Raw genomic sequence first — 16,751 nt, forward strand, 5'->3', positions numbered from 1 at the left:
CGTTACACTGTAGACAAACCACAGATAGGACATGAACTCTATGACTACCTACAAGGGCGTCGGCGTATACACCGGCCGCGTTATTGGCCCCGTTCTTCAGATGCCTAAGCCCATCGAGGAACCCAAGGACGGTCTGCGTCTGAGCGGTGAGACCGCTGAGGCTGCAGCGCAGCGCATCAAGGACGCATCGGTCCGCGTCAAGGAAGACCTGCTGGCTCGCGCAGAGAACGCAGGTCGCGACGGTAAGGCTGTTCTGAAGTCCACCTCTCAGATGGCTACCGACCGTGCACTCATCAAGAGCGCTATCAAGCTGGTTGAGAGCCAGGAGATGGCTCCCGAGCGCGCAATCTGGGAGGCTGCGACCTCCTTCGCAGACCAGATGGCTGCCCTGGGTGGCTACATGGCTGAGCGCGTCACCGACATCCACGACGTGCGTGCCCGCATCGTTGCTGAGCTGACCGGCCAGCAGGCTCCCGGCATCCCCGTTTCTGATGAGCCGTTCATCCTGGCTGCTATTGACCTGGCACCGGCTGATACCGCGACTCTGGACCCCGAGAAGGTTATCGCCCTGATCACCTCTGACGGTGGCCCCCAGGCACACACCGCTATTCTGGCTCGCGGCCTGGGCCTGCCCGCTATTGTGGCGGCTAAGGGCGTGACCGAGATTGCTGACGGCACCATCGTCTACGTGGACTCCAACGAAGGCATAGTTGACACCGAGCCCACCGACGCTGACCGCGAAGCAGCAATCAAGTACGCAAACCGTAAGCCCGTCGCTGACTTTGGCGGTCAGGGCGTGTTGGCTGATGGCACCCGCGTTGAGCTGTACGCAAACGTTGGTGACGGCAAGTCCGCGGAGAAGGCTGCAAGCCTGAAGGCTGAGGGTGTTGGCCTGCTCCGCACCGAGTTCGGCTTCCTGGGCCACGACTCTGAGCCTTCTATCGAGACTCAGGCTAAGACCTACAAGTCCGTGTTTGACGCATTCCCCGGCAAGCACATTGTGGTTCGTACCCTGGACGCTGGCGCTGACAAGCCCCTGCCGTTCCTGAACGTGAACCCCGAAGAGAACCCCGCACTGGGTGTTCGTGGCTTCCGTACCGACTGGACCGTTCCGGGCGTTCTGACCCGCCAGCTGGAGGCTATTAAGGCTGCTTCGGAGAACTCCGACGCTGACATCTGGGTTATGGCTCCGATGATTTCGACCACCTCCGAGGCACGCAACTTCGCGAACATGCTCAAGGAGATTGGCCTGCCCGTTCACGGTGTGATGGTTGAGACCCCCGCAGCTGTGATGAACGCTGAGGCAATCCTGGGCGAGGTCGACTTCGTGTCTATCGGCACCAACGACCTGACCCAGTACACTATGGCGGCTGACCGCCTGCTGGGCGACCTGGCGCACCTGAACAACCCCTGGCAGCCTGCAGTGCTGAAGATGATTAAGATGACCGTTGAGGGTGCTCAGCGTGCATCGGTCACCGCGGGTAAGAAGAAGTACGTGAGCGTCTGTGGTGAGGCTGCGGCTGACCCGGCTCTGGCTGTTGTTCTGATTGGTCTGGGTGTTGATACCCTGTCCATGAACGCTGGCGCTATCCCCGCTGTGGCTGCGGTTCTGAAGTCCGTGACCAAGGAGAAGGCACAGCAGATTGCGGCTATCGCTCTGCAGCAGATTTCTTCTGCTGAGGCGAAGGAGAGCGCACGCAAGGCTCTGCCGATTCTGGACGAGCTGGGCCTCTAAGCTTAAAACGATTTCGGGGCTGCCTGCCGCTCCTTGATGGGGTGTGCTGGGCGGTGCCTGAGTCCATAAAAATGCCGGGTGTAGAGTTTTATTTCTGCATCCGGCATTTTTGGTACTTGTTAGCGTATGGCTGAACGGTACAATTTATAGAGTAAGGGCGGGTCCTGAAGCGCCCCGTTCATTTAGAATAGGTACTGATATATTTTCGGTTCCTTGATCAAAGGAGAAACATAATGGCAGAGCGCGAAGCCACTATTGCAAGCCGTGTTGGCCTGCACGCACGTCCGGCAGCTATCTTCGCTGAGGCAGCTGGCGACCTCCCCGTTGAGGTGACCATCGCTGCTAAGGGTGAGCCCGCAGATGAGGCTATGGACGCTGCATCGATTCTGTCCCTGATGTCCCTGGGTGCAAAGCACGGCGATGTTGTTGTCCTGCGCGCTGAGGGCGAAGGTGCTGAAGAGGCTCTGGACTCGCTGGTTAAGATCCTCGAGACCGACCACGACGCTGAGTAATTGACTTTCGCCTCTGAGGTGACCCCGAGCGGTGCGCTTCAGATGCTGTGAAGGCTAATGGCCTTAAGGCGTGAATATCCCGTCACTTCGGTGGCGGGATATTTTTTGTTATGAATAATTCATATTTTATTGCTCTATGGGTGGAGACATAAGGGGTTATTTCCCAGCTAAATCTTAATGTGTAAATAACCTTTATTTTTCCCTTTGAAATACCCGCATAAATATTCCCCAAAATATTTTCTGTACAGTAGTGACCTGGATTTTTCTTCATATCAATGAAGCTTTCTGCCGTAAGTGCCGCAGAGCGCTTTTTGCTCACAAAATCACCGGGCAGAAAAGTGATATTTCTGCTCTTCAGTGCTACCGCAGAATCGTGCCCTTGTTAGACTAAAAAGGCACTGTCTATCTGGGAGGGACATTGGCAGAATCGAGGAACACCCCCGCGACCCCCACATCGCGGGAAGCTTCGCATGCAGGCGAAGCAAACACTGCCGCAACGGAAGGAAGCGAGCAGAATACCACCGCGGGCTATATCGCCGGTAAACGCGGTTTTCCCCTGGTTTCACTAGACCAGGTCACCGACGAGAAATTGCGCCGCGTGCTGGCTCAGCAGGCCGTCTCCGCGACAAACCAGGAGGGCACCGTCGCTGCAGAAGCTGTCAGTGATGTACTCCAGGAAGCCGCAGCGGATATGGGCATCACCGCGCAGGAGCCGGTTGAGCCCGCCAGCGACCCCGAACTCACCCCTAACGGCCACGGCGCGCGTACCGTCATTGACCCCTCCCTCGTGCCTGATGATGATCTGGACGCCTACCGTGAAGACCCGAACCCCGTCACCTCCAGCAACTTGGTAACCGAGGCGGCGCTGACCCGCCCCTCCCAGCCGGTGCCCATGACCGGCATGATTCCGCAGGTGCCCAACTCTCACGCAGCCCGACGCTACGGTGCGGATCCTACCGCCGTGCCGAAGACCGGGCCCGTCTCGATGCCCACCACCTCCGTACCGCTGGTTGAGGGCGGCTCTCGCGGCCTGTTTGGGCGCGGTAGCGGTGGTCGCTGGGGTTCGCGTCGCTTCCGCTCCTTCGTGCGCACTGAGGAGGCGGCACCCGCCGCCCCGCGCGGTGCCCAGCGCATCGCGCAGCGTCAGTTCGTGCCGACTATCCGGTCTGACGAGCATGAGCGCCGTGAGGCGTTCCGCCGTGAGAAGGAGTACGCGCGCGATACCCTGAACTTCACCCTGCGCCTGGCGGAGGCGATGTTCCACTACGGCGCGGACGCAATGGATGTGGACTCGGCGATTATTGCGGTGTCTTCGGCGTACGGGCTGGACTCGGTGGAAGTCGACATTACGAACCAGTCGGTGACCATCAACTACACGTCGGACCCCGATATTTACATGGAATCCCGCATCGCCAAGCGCAATGCGAACGCTGACGAGCGCTTTACCCATACCCTGGTGCGTGTGGTGCGTTCCTCTACGGAGAACTACGAGGCGCTTTCTGAAGTGTACGGCCTGATCTACAAGATCACTCGGGGCGGTATGACTCTAGAAATCGCCGATTTGAAGCTGAACCAGATTACGCACCGACCCAAGCCGTTTCCGCCTCTGGTGGTGTGGTTGGCGAACCTGGCGTGTGCTGGAACCCTGACGGCGGCGCTGGGTGCAAGTTTTGCGACGGCGTTGAGTGCGGCGATTATTTTTATTCCGGTGTACCTGCTGATTCAGTGGTTGAGTTCGATTGGTATTCCGGCGTTCTTCCGTATGGCTGCTAGTGCGGGTCTGATGACCTTCTTGGCGATTTGGCTGGGCGGTGAGGGATCCATTCTTTCGGTGTTGCAGCGTCAGGGGGAGGCGATTTCGGCGCCTCTGGTGGTGGCTGCGGGCATGATTATGTTCTTGCCAACACCGCGTCTGGTGGGTGCCGTGCAGGATGCGATTAATGGCTTCCCGGTGACGGCTGCGGGTCGTTTCGTGTCTACGGGCATGAGCTTCTTGGGTCTGGTGGTTGGCATTGCGACCGCGGTGAGTGCGATCAATATTTTCAACGGTCCGACCCTGGATATTGAGCAGCTGCGTTTTGAGCCGACGACCCCGCTGGTGGCGTCGTTCTTCTTCCTGGTGGCGATTGCGACCTTTGCGATTACCTTGCAGACGAAGCTGGTGAAGGTCGGGTGGCTGATGGTCATCACGGGCTGCGGTCTGGCGGCGTATTACGGTTATGAGCTGCTGGCTGGCCCGAGTACTGGTCGCGGTCCGACGGCGTGTGCGGCGGTTGTGATTGGTGCGTTGAGCACGTATTTTGCGTACCGTCTGCATGTGCCTCAGGCGATTTTCTCGATTCCTGCGATTACGTTCTTGTTGCCGGGTCTGTCGTTCTTCCGTGGCATGTATTTGTTGACGGTTGAGACGGACGTGATTCTGGGTATGCAGAATATGATTACGGCGGTTTCGATTGTGGTGGCGATGGCTTCGGGTGTTGCGTTGGGTAATTACACGATGCAGTATGCGCTACAGCGTTTTACGACTCCGCGAAACGTGGAACCGGCGGATTCTTAGCCCTCTTTCACGGGTATATAGCCAATATTGCATATATTGGATATTGGGAAGGGGCGGTAGCTTGCAAGTTCAACTCACAGGCTACCGCCCCTTCACTATCCCTATTGCGCCAGCTCATACACTGGCTCATGTGCTGCGCCTAGCGGACCGTCCAATCCACCGGCTCTTCCCCCTGCTGCACAAGCAAAGAATTCACCGTCGAAAACGGGCGCGAACCAAAGAAACCACGACGAGCAGACAGCGGCGAAGGATGCGCCGACTCCACGCTCGGGTACGGCTGCAACATGGGTGCGCACTTGCGTGCATCCGCACCCCACAGCAGACCCACCAGCGGCTGGTTACGCGCCACCAGGGCACGGATAGCGCACTCGGTAATCTCCTCCCAACCCTTGCCGCGGTGCGAACCCGCATCAGACTCACGCACCGTCAAAACCCTGTTGAGCAGCATGACGCCCTCATCAGCCCAACAGGACAGATCGCCGTGATCAGCCGGGGCAATACCCAGATCGTCCTCAAGTTCCTTGTAAATATTGTTCAGCGAACGAGGCAACGGCATACCGCGGTGCACCGAGAACGACAGACCCATCGCATTGCCCGGAGTAGGGTAGGGGTCCTGACCAATAATGAGGACCTTTACCCCGCTCATCGGGCGGCGGAACGCATTGAAAATATCGGCAGCAGGCGGGAACGTACGGTACCCCGCCGCGTGCTCCTCACGCAGGAAAGCGCCCATGGCGTGAATCTGCTCTTCGACGGGGGCAAGTGCTGCCGCCCAATCCTCGCTCATAATGTTGCTGAGGGGCTGGTTCATAAATCTCCTCGGGGAATCTCCTGGTGCTGATGCGACCCGGACGGTGACGGGGCCGGGTGCGGGCTGAATGTTTCTCCTCTAGACTGAGTTTCTCTTCTAGACTAGGGGATGACGGATGCACGCGCTAGGAGACGCCAGCCGCGGCAGGCGAGCTACAGACAGGAGGGAACATGACAGAACAGGAATGCGCCGAAAACACTGAGATCCAGGCAGAGGCAGGGGCTCATGCGGAGGCAGAGAACCAGGTAGAAACACAGAATCAGCCGGAAGTGCAGCAGCAGCCCGGCGGCCTGACCCCGGTGGAGCGCCGCATCCTTGAGGTGGAGCGCCGCCGCTTCAAGCACCAGGGCTCCAAAGAGAAGGCGATTATCGCCGCCGGATTTACTCCGATTGCCTACTATCAGCGCCTGAACGTGATGCTCGATGATGAGCGGGTACGTGCCGCAGCGCCGCAGATTATCGAGGTTCTGCGCGCCCGCCGAGACGCTGACTAGGAGCTCGAACTGGGGGAGCTGTGGGAGCTTTCCAACTCCTGCTTTCAACCCCGCGCACCTCAAGTTCAACCAGAGATTGAACACTGTGCGGTGTCCGTCTCTTTCACAGCCGGTTGCGGGGCGTTCACGTTGGTTCTCGCTAGTTGAGCCGGTACTCTAGGTACTAGAACACCAAGACCGCACCTTCCGTAGCCGCGCCCGCGCGCCCGGTAGGGCGGTACGGTACCAGCCGGTAAACAGAGACCCGTGAAATGAGGATAAATGAGCTACCCCCGCGACGAATTTGACGAGGTAGACGAAAATACCGCCCGCCGCGGAACCTACCGTGCGGTCAATGCTGACCCGGCAAAGAGCCCCAAGGGCGCTATCCCCCTGGTAGCTGCAGGCGTAGTTGGTCTGCTCATCGGCGGCGCAATGTACGTGTACGCGCCGCGCACCGCCTCCCCGCAGTATTCGGCGTCCACCGCGAAGAGTAGCTCCGCCCCCGCAAGTGCGTCGGCGTCCTCTGCGCCGGCTAAGGCTTCCGCATCGGCAAGCGCTACGAAGACCGGTCTGGCTGAGTCCATCTCTGTGGCGGTCTACAATGCGGCGGCTCCGGCGGGTAGCGCATCCGGTGCGGCGGCACTGCTGACCGGTTATACCATCAGCGAGACGGCAAACTACACGGGTGCGGCACCGGCAACCAGCGTGGTCTACTATGCTGAGGGCTACCAGTCGCAGGCGCAGAGCATCGCCTCGAAGCTGGATATTTCGCAGGTACGACAGGCAACCGCCAGTGTTGAGATGGGTAACCACGAGGTGATTGTGGTGCTGGCTTCCGATTACACCGGCTAGGCCCCGGCGTCCGCCGCTTTGTAATTACAAACTTTCATCAACCCCACTCGTGCAATTCCACTGATGCGCCGGGTGGGGTTGATGCTTTTAACACCCCTCACGCGCCCCCCGGCGGGCACACCGATAACGCCCCTTTTGGCGGGGTTGATGAGCGCAGATTAAGCACTGGGCGATTAACCCTTCAACCTTGGGCTTAAACGTTTGCTCCATGCCGGTGCGGGTGCCACAATTGATGTAGCATTCGGGTGCTTTATGCCCTACTCTGCCCGCGCCTGCGTAACGGGGGCGTTGTGGAGGGGCAGCCACCCGATTTAGATGTACCGCACCCGCAGGGGTGAAGGAAAAAATCCGATCGTCCAGGAGGACACTTATGGCAAAGCTCATTGCTTTTGACGAAGAGGCACGCCGCGGCCTTGAGCGCGGTTTGAACACCCTCGCCGATGCAGTGAAGGTGACCCTCGGCCCCCGCGGCCGCAACGTTGTGCTGGAGAAGGCGTGGGGCGCCCCCACCATCACCAACGACGGTGTCTCGATCGCGAAGGAAATCGAGCTGGAGGATCCGTACGAGAAGATTGGTGCGGAGCTCGTCAAGGAAGTTGCTAAGAAGACTGACGACATCGCAGGTGACGGTACCACCACCGCTACCGTTCTGGCTCAGGCACTGGTTCGCGAGGGCCTGCGCAACGTGGCTGCTGGCGCTGACCCGCTGAGCCTCAAGCGCGGCATTGAGAAGGCTGTTGAGGCTGTGACCGAGGCTCTGCTCTCCTCCGCAAAGGAAGTTGAGACCGAGGAAGAGATCGCTGCAACCGCGTCTATTTCCGCTGGCGACGCTGAGATCGGCAAGCTCATTGCTGAGGCAATGGAGAAGGTCGGCAAGGAAGGCGTCATCACCGTTGAGGACTCCAACACTTTCGGTCTGCACCTCGAACTGACTGAGGGTATGCGCTTCGACAAGGGCTTCCTGTCCGGTTACTTCGTGACCGACCCGGAGCGTCAGGAAGCAGTCCTGGAGGACCCCTACATCCTGGTTGTGAACCAGAAGATTTCGAACGTTAAGGACCTCGTCCCCGTCCTGGAGAAGGTCATGCAGTCCGGCAAGCCGCTGCTGATCGTTGCTGAGGACGTTGAGGGTGAGGCTCTGGCTCTGCTGGTGCTGAACAAGATGCGCGGCTCCATCAAGTCTGTTGCTGTGAAGGCTCCGGGCTTCGGTGACCGCCGTAAGGCTCAGATGGCTGATATCGCTATCCTGACCGGTGGCCAGGTCATTACCGAAGAGGTTGGCCTGTCCCTGGACGCAGCAACCTTGGACATGCTCGGTTCCGCTCGCAAGGTCGTTGTGACCAAGGACGAGACCACCATCATTGAGGGTGCAGGCGATGCAGTGGCTATTGAGGGTCGCGTGGCTCAGATTCGCGCAGAGATTGCTAACTCTGACTCCGACTACGACCGTGAGAAGCTGCAGGAGCGCCTGGCTAAGCTCGCCGGTGGTGTTGCTGTGCTGAAGGCTGGTGCCGCAACTGAGGTTGAGCTGAAGGAACGCAAGCACCGCATTGAGGATGCTGTGCGTAACGCTAAGGCTGCTGTTGAGGAGGGTATCGTCCCCGGTGGTGGCGTTGCTCTGATTCAGGCTGGCGTGAAGGTCTTCGACAAGCTGGAGCTGACCGGTGACGAGGCTACCGGCGCGAACATTGTGCGCGTGGCTATTGATGCACCGCTGAAGCAGATCGCTGCTAACGCTGGTCTGGAGCCGGGCGTTGTGGTTGACCGCGTTCGTTCCCTGCCTGCTGGTACCGGTCTGAACGCTGCGACCGGCGAGTACGAGGATCTGATGGCTGCTGGTATTGCTGACCCGGTGAAGGTGACCCGTTCGGCTCTGCAGAACGCTGCGTCGATTGCTGGTCTGTTCCTGACCACTGAGGCTGTTGTTGCGAACAAGCCGGAGCCCGCTGGTGCGGCTGCTCCCGGTGCGGACGCAATGGGCGGAATGATGTAGTAAAAATTTATCCCTGATGGGGTAAATTTCTACGGAATCCGTGGCACGCGAAGCGTGACCCGGTGGTGACCTAACGCTGGTACCCAAACCGGCGCAGGTCCACGCATCCGTATGAGGCGGGGGCGGCTACCCATGAAGGGTGGCCGCCCCCGCTTTTGTGTGCCCATGCGTCCTGTCCCGGCGGTGGAGGCGGTAGAATGGCTCCTTATGGAATGCGCCTATTTTCGTGATGACCTCTGCTCCTCCTGCCCCAGCATTGAGACCGCCTACACCGCGCAGGTGCAGGCGAAGCAGGAGCACGCCCGCGCCCTGCTCGCTAACTACCCGCAGCTGCAGTGGCTGGACCCGGTGACCAGCGCGGAGGCGGGCTTCCGCAACAAGGCGAAGCTCGTGGTGGGTGGTTCGGCGAAGAACCCGACCCTCGGCATCGTGGATTACCGTACGGGCGCCTCCACGGATCTTGGCGCATGCCCGCTCTATATGGAGCCGATTCAGGCGGCTATTCCGGTGCTGCGTGAGCTGATTCAGCGCGCGGACCTGACCCCCTATGACATTCCGAATCGTCGCGGTGAGCTGAAGAATATTCTGGTGACTGCTTCGGCGGCGGGTGAGCTGATGGTGCGTTTCGTGTTGCGTTCGAAGAAGCTGCTGGTGCCGATTCGCCGTCAGATGGACTGGCTGCAGGAGCGGCTGCCGAACCTGGCGGTGCTGTCGGTGAACCTGCTGCGTGAGCCGGTGGCGCGCGTTGAGGGTGATGAGGAGATTATCCTTTCGGAGCGTCAGACTCTGCCGATGCAGGTGAACGACCTGACTCTGCATTTGCGTCCGCAGAGCTTCTTCCAGACGAACACGAAGGTTGCTGAGGCGATGTACGCGCAGGGTCGTGAGTGGGTGCGTGAGGTGGCTCCGCGCTCGCTGTGGGACCTGTACTGTGGCGTGGGTGGTTTTGCTCTGCATGCCGCTTCGGTGATGGACGGCGGCTCGGTGACGGGCATTGAGATTAGTGCGGAGGCGGTCGCTTCGGCGCAGCGCACGGTCGCTGAGTACGGCCTGGAGGGTGTGGACTTTTCGGCTCAGGATGCGCCGGAGTTCGCGGTGTCTTCTGGCACGGTGCCGCAGATGCTGGTGGTGAACCCGCCGCGCCGCGGTATTGGTGAGAGCTTGTGCGCGTGGATTGAGGGTTCGGGTATTGACCGCGTGGTATATTCGAGCTGTAACGCCGTGACTTTGGCGAAGGATCTGGGGCGCATGCCCTCGTTTGCGCCGGTGCAGGGCCGTGTGCTGGACATGTTCCCGCATACGGACCACTACGAGGTCATGGTGCTGCTGCAGAGGCAGTAGCGGCTTTTAGATGTGTAGGCGGTGGCGTCTCGGACGGTTGTGTCCGAGGCGCCACCGCCTTTTCATGCCCCCTAGCGGGCGTGAAATCCTGCGCCGCGAAATCCTAGGCGGCGAGAATACCCGCCACGTACGCCGCCTGACCCACGTGCTGCGCCGCATCGTCAATCATGCTGACCAGACGCACACCGCGAGTCACCGGCGGAGTCCACGAACGGTCAATAACCTCACTCAAATCAGCCTCGCTCAGCGTCTGTGCGTAGGCCGCGAGCGCCTCGCCGGTCGCCACAAGGTACTCCACCAGCAGGGCAGAATCTTCAACCACGATGGAACGCGCCTGCTCTGCGGCGTGGCTGTAGCCCATGGTGTCGCCCAGCTCGCCCAGGTTGAAGCGTTCCCTGAAGCCCTGAGCCTCCCAGATCTGCGGCTGACCGTTGAGGGCGGAGAGCTGCATGTCCATCTGTCGTCCGGCGTGCCAGAGCAGCCAGGCGATAGAGTTCGGGTGCCCGCCCGGGTGGGCGTTGAGCGCCTCGGGGGATAGCCCCTTGACGGCTACGGCGGCTTCGATACCGGGGCGGCTGGCGGCGTCACGCAGAATATCGTGGGTGTTCATGGAGTTCTCCTGAATTTGCTGGCTTCCTTTAGGCCGGCTTCTTGTAGGGAGCCGGGTAGTTTTAGTCTACGCCCGCGCGGGCTCTGAGGGGTGGCTGTGGAAGAAGGGAGGGGGCTTTGCTCACTTCCTAGCGGTGGGGGCGTGAATTGGGGTGGCAAGAAAAAATGTGGTGCACGGGAATAATGCTCATTTCTTTGCGTTGAACTCTGTGAAGACATCATCATCTAAATTTCACAGGAGAATATTATGACCACCCCCGCTCAGCTGCACTTTGACATGGTCGTCATTGGCTTCGGCAAGGGCGGCAAGACCCTCGCCGGCGCATACGCTAAGACCGGCAAGAACGTTGCCCTCATCGAACAGTCCACCGGCATGTACGGCGGCACCTGCATTAACATCGGTTGCGTACCCACCAAGGCGCTCGTGCACCGCGCCGACGAGTTCCGCGCCAGCGGCGAGCGTAGCCTTGAAGAGGCAAACGCTGCCTACGAATCCGCCGTGGTTTTCCGTGACAAGCTGACCGGCATGATGCGCGCCAAGAACCGCGAGATCCTGCTGTCCAACGAGACCGCTAAGCTCATTGACGGTCACGCACGTTTCATCTCCGACACCGAGGTTGAGGTCACCGCGGGCGAGGACACCCTGCGCGTTACCGCCGACTACTTCATCGTCAACACCGGTGCCGTGTCGGTTATCCCGCCGATTGAGGGTATCCGCGAATCTGAGCGTGTGCTCACCTCCACCGAGCTGCAGAAGCTCACCCCGCGCCCCAAGCGCCTGGGCATTATCGGTGGTGGCCCCATCGGTGTTGAGTTCGCCGGTATTTTCTCCTCCTACGGTACCGAGGTGACCATTCTGGACGGCGTACCCGCCCTCTTCGGCCGCTACGATGAGGACGTTGCCCAGATTGCCCGCGAGATTATCGCAGACCAGGACATTACCGCTCACACCGGCGTGCGTGTGCAGTCCTTCAAAGACGGCGCTGACTCGGTGACCGTGACCTACCTCGACTCCGAGGGCGCTACCCGGGAGCTGGAGGTGGACTACGTGATGGTTGCGACCGGCCGCAAGCCCGCCACCGAGGGTCTGGGCCTGGAGAACACCAGCATCGAAACCAACGACCACGGCGCAATTGTCGTGGATGAGCACCTGCGCAGCACCGTGCCGAACATTTTCGCGCTCGGTGACGTGAACGGCGGCCCGCAGTTCACCTACATCTCCATGGATGACTACCGCGTGGTGCTCTCCCAGCTGGTCGGTGACGGTTCCCGCTCCACTAAGGATCGCAAGGCAGTGGCTTCGACCATTTACATGAACCCGCCGCTGTCTTCCGTGGGTCTGACCGAGCGTGAGGCGATTGAGGCTGGCCACAAGGTGAAGGTCGCTTCGAAGCCGGTTGCCGCGGTTGCCGCGATGCCGCGCGCGAAGACCCAGGAGAACCCGCGCGGCATCATGAAGTTCGTGATTGACGCGCAGAGCGACCAGATTCTGGGTGCCCAGCTGCTGGTAATCGAGTCCATGGAGGTTATTAACCTGGTGGCTCTGGCGATGCGCCATGGCATTACTGCTTCGCAGCTGCGCGATGAGATTTACACTCACCCCTCGATCACTGAGGGTCTGAATGAGGTTCTTGCCGTCGCGGCGCCCGTGAACTAGTTGAACTAGAATCGCGGCTGAATTCCCGGTTCGTATAGCGTTTCTGCTTGTCTGAGTGCTTCCCTGCCCGTTCCGCCCGTTGTGCTATCAACGGGGGTGCGGGTGGGGAAGCATTTTTGTTAAAGTTCAGATATACCTTGTTGCTAAGTATGCCCTAAGATGGTTATGAGATAAGCGCAAGCTCACCGATTGGGTGGTCAGCGCGAGAGGGCTCGGAGGAGACACCCACTCGCTGCTACACCCACCACAGCGCACTGCCTGCGCCGCGCATACAACCGAAAAAACCATAGGCACGAACCGGGAGAATCATGGCACTGCCCAAAATCAAGCCCTACACCTACGTCGACCGTGAACACAGCAACCGCGTGAGCTGGCCCGTAGACCCCTCCCGCGCTGTACTGCTCGTGCACGACATGCAGGTACACTTCGTCCAGGCTTTCGAAGGCGCCAACCTGGGTGAGAGCAACGGCAACCCGGACGCCCAGATCAACATCGCCATTCGGAACCTGCGCCGCCTCATTGACGCCGCCCACGCCGCCGGAATCCCGGTCTACTACACCGCGCAGCCGCCGCGCCAGAACCCAGAAGACCGCCGCCTGCTCATCGACTTCTGGGGCGACGGCCTGCAGAACGACGAGTCCGCCCGTGTGCTCGACGAACTGGCACCCACCGACCGCGACACCATGCTGACCAAGTGGCGCTACTCCGCGTTCGTGCGCAGCCCCTTCGAAGACCTGCTCAAGGAGTCCGGTCGCGACCAGCTCATTATCGGCGGTGTGTACGCGCACATTGGCTGCCTGACCACCGCCCTGGAGGCGTTCATGCGTGATATTCAGCCGTTTATGGTTGCGGATGCGCTCGCCGACTTCTCGGAGGAGGAGCACCGCATAGCGTGCGAGTACGCTTCGGCTCGTTGCGCCCGCGTGCTGAACACCGCCGATGTACTCGCCGACCTGCATGCTGCAGAAGGTGCTGAGAAGGCTGAGACTGCTGAGGAGGCGCGCGCATGAGCTGGGTCATTGTGACCGGCGCGAACGGCGGTATTGGTGAGGCAACCGTCCACCAGCTCATTAAGAACGGCTATTCGGTGTTTGCGGCTGACCTTGCGGAGCAGCCCATTGCTTCCTTCGGTACCTACGGGGACGCGATCTTCCGCTACCGCACCGTAGACGTTACGAGCGAAGAGTCCGTCACCGCCCTCGCCAACGCTGTAGCGGCACTCGACGAACCCATCACCGGTGCCGTGCTCGCCGCGGGTATCGCCCACAGCCAGCCGCTGCTGGAAACCAGTTTCGACACCTGGAAGCGCTTGCACGCGGTCAACTCCGACGGCGTGTTCCTGTGCCTGCGCGAATTCGCGCGCATCATGATTGACCAGCAGGAAGCCGACCCGGCGAACAGTCGCTCCCTGGTGACGGTCGCCTCCAACGCGGCACGTGTGCCCCGCGCGGAGTTTGGCGCTTACGGTGCATCGAAGGCGTCGGCGGCGCGCGTGAGTTCCAGCTTCGGCCTGCAGCTTGCCGCGCACGGTATTCGCGTGAACTCGGTCTGCCCCGGCACCACCCGAACCCCCATGGTGACTGACGCCTGGGAGGGGGAGGACCGCTCCGCCCTGCCGGTTGCCGGTAATCCGCAAACGTTCCGCCTGGGCATTCCGCTGCGCCGTATTGCCGACCCGGCGGATATTGCGGCGGTCAACGCTTTCCTCATTTCTGAGGCGGCACGCCACATCACCATGCAGGAGATTGTCGCCGACGGCGGCGCGACCCTCTAACGGCACCCCGTGTCCGGCGTTTAGATGCCCGGCGCGAACCCACACACCACTGATAGAAGTACGATGACGAACCTTCCCGACTTTATCTTTGCCACCGGCACCCGCGTCCTGCGCGCATCCGGTGCGATGACCCCTGTCACCTTCGATAATGCCCTGGACGAGGCGAAACGTGCCGGTAGCGCCGTCGTGGGTCTGATCCCTTTTGACCCCGATATGCCCGCCTACCTCTTCGTGCCCGAACGCCTGGAGGAGCAGCAGGTGCCGGTCCCCGAGCAGACCGTGGCGCTTGCCGAGCCGGTATCGGTCACCGGACGGCAGAACGACCGGTTCCGTGCCGCCGTTGCGACCGCCGTGGAGCGCATGAAGGCGGGTGAGCTGAGCAAAATCGTGCTTTCGCGTGTGCTCACCGCCCGCTACGCACCCGGCGCTCTCAACCTGGAGGCGCTGTACAACAACCTGCGCGCCCAGCAGCGTTCCGCGTTCAACTTTGCGGTGCGCCTGCCCGAGGGTGAGCGCGGTATGAGCGGAAGCTACCTGATGGGCGCCTCCCCGGAGCTGGTGTTCCGCACCGAGGGCCGCGCATTTAAGACCCACCCGCTGGCCGGCAGCGCCCCGCGCATTGCCGAGCCCGGTAGCGCCGAGGACGAGGCGATTCGTGACCGCCTGTTCGCCTCCCCCAAGGACCGCCACGAGCACGCCTACGTCATCAACGATATTTCCGAGCGCCTGGCACCCATTGCCGAGGAGCTGAACGTGCCGCAGGTGCCTTCGCTGCTGCAGACCCCGCAGCTCTGGCACCTGGCGACCCCCATCGACGGCGTGCTGAAGGAGGGGCTGACCTGCTTGGACGGTGCCCGCGCGATCCACCCGACCCCCGCGATTTGCGGTGCCCCCACTGAGAAGGCGCTGGAACTGATTCGCCAGCTGGAGTCTTTCGAGCGCCGTTACTTTGGCGGCCTGGTCGGCTACATGGACGCCGAGGGTAACGGCGAGTGGGCGCTGGTGTTGCGCTGCGCCCAGGTCAGCCCGGACGAGGCGGTGCTGTACGCGGGTGCGGGTATTGTGGCTGAGTCCGACCCGGAGCTGGAGCACACGGAGACTGGCACGAAGCTCGGTAGCTTTGGTCGCGCCCTGGGCGTGGAGACCCTGGGTGAGGATACCCCTTAGGTTCTGCCTTGAACGCCTTGACGAGGCAGAATAAAACGACTGAATACGATGACTGAATAAAACGACGGAACGCGCTCGCTGGCATGGCGGGCGCGTTCCGTCGTTGTATCAGGTGTTAGGGGATTGAGCGCGGCTAATCGGTGAGCAGGCGCTTGAATTCCAGGGGAGTAGCCACCGGCAGAAGCTGAGCCTCAACCTGCGCGGGCTCACCCTCGGCAGGGTTCTCCACTGCCAGGGCGATGAGCATCTTCTGCGCGTGCTCGGGGCTCTCCGCGTCGGGGAGCGCTACGGGTACCCACTGCAGGCTAAAGCTTCGCTCGGCAACCTCGCCGCCCTGACTACTACCAGGGGGCGCGCTAAAGGTCGCTTGGGCGGTCAAGCTGTCCTGAATCAGTACGCGCAGGGCGGTCGGCTCGGAAGCGTTGCTGCCCAGAGGGTCCCCCGGGTCCTCCTCGTTCATGGCAAGTTCGAGCGCATCCAACAGGTCATCGGTGAGCTGCACCCGAACCAGGGACGGCACCACGCTCAGGCCGTGGCCGGTCGCCTTGAGCACCGCTTCCTTAGCGGTCCACAGCGCCACAGAGAGCAGGTGCAGTACGGGGGCGGGGCGTTCCTGCGCCACCCGCTCATAGAATGCGCGTTCTTCATTGGAGAGCGCCAGGCGCGCAAAACCGGAGAACAAGCGCGCATCCAGGGTCTCAACATCCACGCCAAGCACCGCCGAAGAATTACGACTAAACGCGCCCACGACCAGCGGATTCACCTGCGACATATTGAAATTCACGCCCGCAATACGTGGCTTACCGTGCTTCTTACCGCTGGTGCACAGGGTGCAGGAACGATCCACCTCAATCTCAGAAGCGGCGCTGGATGGCACATCCAGACGTGCCGCAGCCATGGCGCGCATGAGCGCCTGAGTGCTCAGGTAGCTGACCGCCGCCGTGGAGGTCGGCAACTGCGCCGCATGCTGCTGCTCAGCAAGCCCCAGGTAGCTCAACCAGCTAAAACGCAGGGAACCGTACATCGTACGGGTGGGAAGAGCGAAAATCTGCACGCGCTCGCTCGGACGGGCGGTAGGGCGCTCCGGGCGCTGTGCGCTGGGTGTTTCGGGGGCAGAATAGCTCATAGGTTTAGTGTACCCGCCCGGCATTACGGCAATTTGCGTTGCGAGGCTACTTGAGGTTGTCCACAGCGGCGACCATGCGCTACGCACCCTCGCCGCCGGTGCGGTAAAGTCATCACAGACATCATTACGGACAGCCGCCCG

General features: G+C 61.0%; 15 protein-coding genes. 11 read left to right on the top strand and 4 right to left on the bottom strand.

What is annotated here, in order from left to right; translation table 11 throughout:
* The first annotated feature begins 40 nt into the window (after positions 1 to 40).
* The gene (gene ptsP / locus HMPREF2927_RS04805) at positions 41 to 1,735 is read left to right on the top strand and encodes a phosphoenolpyruvate--protein phosphotransferase (RefSeq protein WP_070686002.1); all 1,695 of its coding nucleotides are present in this window, start codon (positions 41 to 43) and stop codon (positions 1,733 to 1,735) included.
* Positions 1,736 to 1,968: 233 nt separating this feature from the next.
* The gene (locus HMPREF2927_RS04810) at positions 1,969 to 2,247 is read left to right on the top strand and encodes an HPr family phosphocarrier protein (RefSeq protein ID WP_005504506.1); all 279 of its coding nucleotides are present in this window, start codon (positions 1,969 to 1,971) and stop codon (positions 2,245 to 2,247) included.
* Between the two features lie 82 nt (positions 2,248 to 2,329).
* Here HMPREF2927_RS04810 and HMPREF2927_RS09025 read toward each other — a convergent pair whose 3' ends face one another.
* Positions 2,330 to 2,566 carry a hypothetical protein gene (locus tag HMPREF2927_RS09025; RefSeq protein ID WP_141754877.1) on the bottom strand — a complete coding sequence of 79 codons (237 nt, stop codon included), beginning with the start codon at positions 2,564 to 2,566 and terminating at the stop codon, positions 2,330 to 2,332.
* 99 nt (positions 2,567 to 2,665) lie between these two features.
* Between HMPREF2927_RS09025 and HMPREF2927_RS04815 the strand changes: the two genes are divergently transcribed.
* On the top strand, positions 2,666 to 4,804 hold the full coding sequence (locus HMPREF2927_RS04815) for a threonine/serine exporter family protein (RefSeq protein ID WP_070686004.1): 2,139 nt from the start codon (positions 2,666 to 2,668) through the stop codon (positions 4,802 to 4,804).
* 139 nt (positions 4,805 to 4,943) lie between these two features.
* Here HMPREF2927_RS04815 and HMPREF2927_RS04820 read toward each other — a convergent pair whose 3' ends face one another.
* On the bottom strand, positions 4,944 to 5,615 hold the full coding sequence (locus tag HMPREF2927_RS04820; protein WP_070686006.1) for a uracil-DNA glycosylase: 672 nt from the start codon (positions 5,613 to 5,615) through the stop codon (positions 4,944 to 4,946).
* A gap of 170 nt (positions 5,616 to 5,785) precedes the next feature.
* Here HMPREF2927_RS04820 and HMPREF2927_RS04825 point away from each other — a divergent pair, with 170 nt between their 5' ends.
* The 4 genes from HMPREF2927_RS04825 to rlmC all read left to right on the top strand — a co-directional run bounded on the left by HMPREF2927_RS04825 (position 5,786) and on the right by rlmC (position 10,277).
* A complete protein-coding gene (locus tag HMPREF2927_RS04825; RefSeq protein ID WP_070686008.1) occupies positions 5,786 to 6,109 on the top strand; it encodes a DUF3263 domain-containing protein in 324 nt (107 codons plus the stop codon).
* A gap of 261 nt (positions 6,110 to 6,370) precedes the next feature.
* Positions 6,371 to 6,943 carry a LytR C-terminal domain-containing protein gene (locus tag HMPREF2927_RS04830; protein WP_070686010.1) on the top strand — a complete coding sequence of 191 codons (573 nt, stop codon included), beginning with the start codon at positions 6,371 to 6,373 and terminating at the stop codon, positions 6,941 to 6,943.
* Between the two features lie 370 nt (positions 6,944 to 7,313).
* Positions 7,314 to 8,936 carry a chaperonin GroEL gene (gene groL, locus HMPREF2927_RS04835; RefSeq protein WP_070686012.1) on the top strand — a complete coding sequence of 541 codons (1,623 nt, stop codon included), beginning with the start codon at positions 7,314 to 7,316 and terminating at the stop codon, positions 8,934 to 8,936.
* Between the two features lie 207 nt (positions 8,937 to 9,143).
* The gene (gene rlmC / locus HMPREF2927_RS04840; protein ID WP_070686014.1) at positions 9,144 to 10,277 is read left to right on the top strand and encodes a 23S rRNA (uracil(747)-C(5))-methyltransferase RlmC; all 1,134 of its coding nucleotides are present in this window, start codon (positions 9,144 to 9,146) and stop codon (positions 10,275 to 10,277) included.
* 103 nt (positions 10,278 to 10,380) lie between these two features.
* Here the strand turns inward: rlmC and HMPREF2927_RS04845 are convergent, their stop codons facing one another.
* A complete protein-coding gene (locus HMPREF2927_RS04845; RefSeq protein ID WP_070686016.1) occupies positions 10,381 to 10,887 on the bottom strand; it encodes a mycothiol transferase in 507 nt (168 codons plus the stop codon).
* Positions 10,888 to 11,133: 246 nt separating this feature from the next.
* Here HMPREF2927_RS04845 and HMPREF2927_RS04850 point away from each other — a divergent pair, with 246 nt between their 5' ends.
* From HMPREF2927_RS04850 to HMPREF2927_RS04865, 4 genes are all read left to right on the top strand, one after another.
* Entirely contained in the window at positions 11,134 to 12,543 is a 1,410-nt protein-coding gene (locus tag HMPREF2927_RS04850) for an FAD-dependent oxidoreductase (protein ID WP_070686018.1), read from the top strand.
* 308 nt (positions 12,544 to 12,851) lie between these two features.
* Positions 12,852 to 13,553: an isochorismatase family protein gene (locus HMPREF2927_RS04855; RefSeq protein ID WP_070686020.1), complete on the top strand. Its 702-nt coding sequence runs from the start codon at positions 12,852 to 12,854 to the stop codon at positions 13,551 to 13,553.
* Entirely contained in the window at positions 13,550 to 14,317 is a 768-nt protein-coding gene (locus tag HMPREF2927_RS04860) for an SDR family oxidoreductase (RefSeq protein ID WP_070686022.1), read from the top strand. Before HMPREF2927_RS04855 ends, HMPREF2927_RS04860 begins: the two co-directional genes overlap by 4 nt.
* A gap of 63 nt (positions 14,318 to 14,380) precedes the next feature.
* Complete coding sequence (locus HMPREF2927_RS04865) at positions 14,381 to 15,484, top strand: isochorismate synthase (protein ID WP_070686024.1); 1,104 nt, start codon at positions 14,381 to 14,383, stop codon at positions 15,482 to 15,484.
* Positions 15,485 to 15,617: 133 nt separating this feature from the next.
* Here the strand turns inward: HMPREF2927_RS04865 and HMPREF2927_RS04870 are convergent, their stop codons facing one another.
* Positions 15,618 to 16,610, bottom strand: a complete 993-nt coding sequence (locus HMPREF2927_RS04870) for a 4'-phosphopantetheinyl transferase family protein (RefSeq protein WP_070686027.1) — start codon at positions 16,608 to 16,610, stop codon at positions 15,618 to 15,620.
* Positions 16,611 to 16,751 lie beyond the last annotated feature (141 nt).

Origin of the sequence: Rothia sp. HMSC061E04, from assembly GCF_001813685.1 — a bacterium.
GTDB lineage: Bacteria > Actinomycetota > Actinomycetes > Actinomycetales > Micrococcaceae > Rothia > Rothia mucilaginosa.